The organism is Arthrobacter sp. (genome assembly GCF_031179385.1).
GTDB lineage: Bacteria > Actinomycetota > Actinomycetes > Actinomycetales > Micrococcaceae > Arthrobacter_D.
Genome location: NZ_JAPSHV010000164.1, coordinates 1 through 4,536 on the forward strand (window position 1 = coordinate 1; position 4,536 = coordinate 4,536).

5 protein-coding genes are annotated in these 4,536 nt (G+C 61.6%); all 5 read right to left on the bottom strand.

What is annotated here, in order from left to right; genetic code table 11:
• Positions 1–181: 181 nt before the first annotated feature.
• Positions 182–1,987 (bottom strand): choice-of-anchor G family protein, encoded by a 1,806-nt coding sequence (locus tag RIF85_RS14650; RefSeq protein ID WP_309072636.1) that lies wholly within the window; start codon positions 1,985–1,987, stop codon positions 182–184.
• Positions 1,984–2,670 carry a hypothetical protein gene (locus RIF85_RS14655; RefSeq protein WP_309072637.1) on the bottom strand — a complete coding sequence of 229 codons (687 nt, stop codon included), beginning with the start codon at positions 2,668–2,670 and terminating at the stop codon, positions 1,984–1,986. Before RIF85_RS14655 ends, RIF85_RS14650 begins: the two co-directional genes overlap by 4 nt.
• Positions 2,671–2,684: 14 nt before the next feature.
• Positions 2,685–3,248 (bottom strand): signal peptidase I, encoded by a 564-nt coding sequence (locus RIF85_RS14660; protein ID WP_309072638.1) that lies wholly within the window; start codon positions 3,246–3,248, stop codon positions 2,685–2,687.
• Positions 3,249–3,251: 3 nt separating this feature from the next.
• Positions 3,252–3,920, bottom strand: coding sequence for an acyl-CoA dehydrogenase (locus RIF85_RS14665; RefSeq protein WP_309072639.1), 669 nt, complete (start codon positions 3,918–3,920; stop codon positions 3,252–3,254).
• Between the two features lie 331 nt (positions 3,921–4,251).
• Positions 4,252–4,536 (bottom strand): MYXO-CTERM sorting domain-containing protein (locus RIF85_RS14670; protein WP_309072640.1); only part of this gene is annotated, 285 nt, incomplete at its 5' end.

A 4,536-nucleotide genomic window follows, 5' to 3' on the forward strand; every position in this document is an offset into this window, starting at 1 on the left:
GGATTCGTGATGGGTTTGCCTGGGCTGCGGCAGGTTCCTATGCAGCCTTCTTGGCCGGGATGGTGTTGTGATGCCCCCGGAACGCAATATCGGTTCGACGTAGGATTGCTGCTCCGGAACTCGCAGCGGCGGAGATCCCGGGGAAGTAGAGCGCCAGTCACCTGGGTAGGTGAGTAGGGGATCATCGCACGGTGTTAGGACCTATCGAGGAGCGCGCTAGGTCCAGAGTCACCAATCCGGGTGACCCGGGGACGTTGATCCGGAGGGCGGCGACGTCGTAGCGTCCTGTTCCCTCAAGCTCCGGGTAGGGGTCTGGCGCTACCCAGGCAGGATTTGAACCGGACATCTCCGCTGGGTCTGGCTGGTTTTGTGCATTGGCCACCAGTGAAAGGACGCTGTCGCGGCCAAAGAGTTCCGCTAGTGCGGAGGAAACCAACGAAACCAGCGGATCGGCCAGAGCGTGCAGGTCAGTTCTGAGGCCGGTGACCAGCGGCTGAAGGTTGCGGTCTAGAACCCCGGCAAGGAGCGGACCCAGAATCTGATTCGACGCGAAGCCAGCCAAACTCTTGGTAACACCATCGACCACGCTGCAAAGGGAGCCGACGAGGGTGCCGGAACAGACTCCGGAAGCAGTCACATCTACTTTTATGTCGCCCTGTCCCGCCCTCAGTGCTGCCAGGCTGACTCCTGTCCCGGTGGTCGAGTCTCCAATGGAGATACTAAGCATGCCTACTTCGACGGGCAGCAGCCCGTTCATCAGCTTGAGCGGCAAAGTAATGCTGAGCTGTACTTCGATAGCGTCCAAACTGTGTTCGATCGCCGTCAAGACCCGGACGGTCCATTCGTCCAGTGTCGATTTCAGGGCGTGCGTCAGCGCGTCCAAACCCGTGTGGTTGATCAGCAACTGAGTATTGGGAGCCAAACCGTTCAGGCCGGCCGAATCCTGATATTCCGGGCCAAGCAGCGCAGCCAAATCTACGATGACAGTGCCTTGCTGCGGAGCGATAACCACGGTTCCCTGCGCATTGCTAATCGGCTCCGTGAGGAGAGATCGTACTGCGGAAAGGTTTATGGTGAGGCCTAGGTCCGCCACCATGTTCTCCTCATCCAGCAACAGAGCGCCGAGCACTGGTCCCAGCCCGCTGGGGCCGAGGACGAGATCTGTTATTTCATCGATCGCCCCGGTAGGGCCGCCCAGCTTTAACACCGTTGACTCGAGGTCGCTTAGCCCGGCATTCGTTGTGGAGGCGAGACCTCCGACGAGGGGAGTCTCCAGCTCGGCCTCCACACCCGCAATCGCGTACTGCCGGCTCATCGCGGAATAGATGTTGCCTTGCCAGTCGGCCGTGCACTTGTCCAGTTGTGCCCTGCTGGCCACCGCTCCGATGCCGAGGCGTACGTCCGTGAGGTTGGTGATAGCGGCGCCCGTGCCTTCGCCCAAGACCAGGTCCAGGACCGAGCCCAGTTCAAGTGTGGCGAAGCGCGGGAGCTCGGGGTCTGTTTCGGGGTGCAGGTCGATGCCGCCGGAGTTGCTGACTGTGCCGGCCGCCCCCGCGGAGTAGCCGGTCTCCTTCGCCTGGCCGAACTGATTGACCATGCCCGCTTCGGCTCCCAATGGAAGGACCAGCACGCCCGTGAGCCCGGCGTTGGCCGACTGTAGCGCCTCGACATTCAACGGGTTGGCGTAGGCATCATCGCCGAGTCCTGTTGCGTTCTGGGGATCGACGCTCGACTCTATTCCGTCATGAGCAACGACGACGTCCTGCACCCCTGCGAGCGTGTCCAGATCTGTGCCGAGCACCTCACCCCCAAGTAGCTTGCCGGCCCCTCGGGTTGTTGCATTGTCGGTGGTCGCGCAGTCGAGCGTGCCGACGGCGGCATGGTTCCATTCACGGTCGGTCCAGCTTGCGGCAGAAGTGGGAATGATGAGGGTGCCGATAAGGGCGAGCCCGGCAGAAGCGGCAACAGGCCCACGCAGTGGCCTCATGACTCCACCCCTTTGTGCTTTCGGAAACGGACGGCGATTCCGGTAACGGCAAGCAGCAGGCCGAGACCACCCAGTCCGAGGAGGCCACCGGCCCCGGTATCTGCGAGCGGTGTGCGCGGAGGGTATGAGGTTGGAGGCGCGTTGGTGACGTTCTCGGCATCACCGAGCGCGTTGAAGCCCAGCCCGAAAGTGGCGGCGCTGTCCTGGAGGTGGTCGGGCAGGTTCATCGGCATGGTGAACCTCGCGTGGATGTACACGCCCTGCTCCGCTGACAGGAAGCCCAGGTCATGCACCCGCTCAGGATCGATGACGTTGAGCGGCGCGTCGACGATGCGAATCGCGCCGGAAGCGCACTGTTCCTGTATCCACGGCTGACCGCAACGTAGCAGCGTGAGCTGAGCACCGGCGTCGTTTTCTGCCAGGGGTCCGGCCGAAACTATTTGTAGGCTCAGGGGGCCGGAGAAACCCACCCGCAGCTTGGGCGTGACAGTCCATGCAACCGAGTCGCCCGGCGTGAGGTCCTTGAATTTGAGTGGATAGGGGGAGACCTCCAGACTCAGGGGACCATCCGTGGTGTTGACGACAGCCAGCGCATGCTCCTGAGAGGTTGCGTCCTCTGCGCTGGCAGGTAAGGAACCCATGAGGCAGGAAAGGAGCAGCACTCCCGCTGCCCGTAGAGTCATTGCCAACATTCGAGCTAACTTTCGATCAGTCTGGCTAGGGTGTTCTTGCCTGCCGGCCAGAGCACCCACAGCACTAATGAGCTGAACAGCACGGTCAGTACGCCCATGCCCACTGGAGACCGGACGAACTCGGCCATTTGACCGCCCCACGGGACGCCGACGATCATCAGACCAACGCGCTCGACCAGATACGGGTGGGGATCGTCCGTCTCATTGGCGTCTCCGCGCAGCGTGAGCGCGATCCTGCCGCCGGTCTCAACTGAAGGCGGAGCGACGGCGACCACCCGGTGTGTCACGGGGCGGTGGTCCGGGCGCTGGACCATCACCACATCGCCGGGCACGACCTCGGCTGCTGGAGTGTCCTTGACCACCAGCAAGGCGCCGGCGGGCAGGCTCGGAGACATGGATCCAGTTACCAGTCGCACAGTGTGCAGGCCGGCCACAGGACCCACCACAGCCACCGCAACAACCAGAGCTGCAATGGCCATGGACACGGCATAGAGGATTCCGGACCGGTCGATGCGATTGTTGCCCCGGTGCCTGGGCTGTCGCGTGGTAGTGACGCTGAAGGGAGCCACGAATTACTTGGAGATGGCCTCGAAGTTCCAGACTGGGGAGGCAGCCTGGCCCTGAAGTTGTTTATTGGCAGCGTTGGCTTCGGTGTTTGGCAGAGTGAGAGCGAAACAGAGAGTTTCTTCGTTGCCGCTGTCGGCCTTTAGTTCAAATTCGCGTTCTTCATCTACCGCGTTCAAAGCAGAACCGGCAGCAACGATTTGCTTGCCTTCAGTAAGACTCTGAGCGAGACCCACAGCGTTACATGCCTGAGGGCCGCTGACCCGACCCGCCTGATACGTGAGCGCGCTGTACAGCAACTGGGAAGAGCCCTCAAGCGGAGCCTCAGCGTTCAGCGTCAGATCACCGGCGTCCGAACCGCTTGCCGTCCTGAGGCGAACGAATGCATACACCGTTTCGCCCGGTACCAGCGACGACGCTTCTGCGCTGAAGTCGATTCGGCCGCCCGGACGTGTTTCCCTATCGGTCCAGGAGGTAGCGTCAGCGGTAACGTTCTGCTGTACATTGAAGCTGCTTGTGCCGATGAGCCCAGGGTCTGCGCCCGCGCCACCAAAAATCCATTCAGTGTCGGTCCAGGCTGCGAGCGAGGTGACGGTGGCCCCTGCCACCAGGACGAGTCCTGCGGCAGACAGCGCTATAGCCTTTTTTTGAGTTGCCTGGCCATGATGGTTGCCCATTTGATTCCCCCATTTGTACGTTCATCCGCCAGCGACTATCACGCTGGCAACATCCAATAACGGCAGGGGAGATAAACCCGGTTTCCCCAACCGCGAAGTCCATTGATGAATATTTCATCTCCGAACTATGTTTTCGGCCCAAACCGCTCAAATTATTCTCAACTTTTCTTCAAGATTCCGTTTGAGAAAAGGGGACCGGTAGCTGGCGACACCATGGGGAGAGCGCCGCAGGCGTGGAGGGTCCAATCTCTTAGACCCTCCAGTCCCGAACTGTTGCAGGACGCAGGGAAGGTCCGGCATCGAGATGCCGGACCTTCCTTTCTACCTTCCGCTAAGCTTGGCGCCGACGGAGAACGAGCACCAGACCTGCGCCCAGCAATGCCAGTGCGAGAGTTACGGCGCCACCAATCTTCGCTCCGGTGTCCGCCAGCGGCTGTCCGCCCTTAGCCGGTGTCTTGTCGGCGTCGTCCGTGACCGGATTGCTGCCGCCGTCGTCCGTCACCGGATTGCTGCCGCCGTCGTCCACGACCTCTACGGGCACGTAGGTGACTGTCACCTGAGCTTCTACGGTGTTTCCGCGGGTGTCGGTCACCGAGTAGGTGATCGGCGTCGGGTT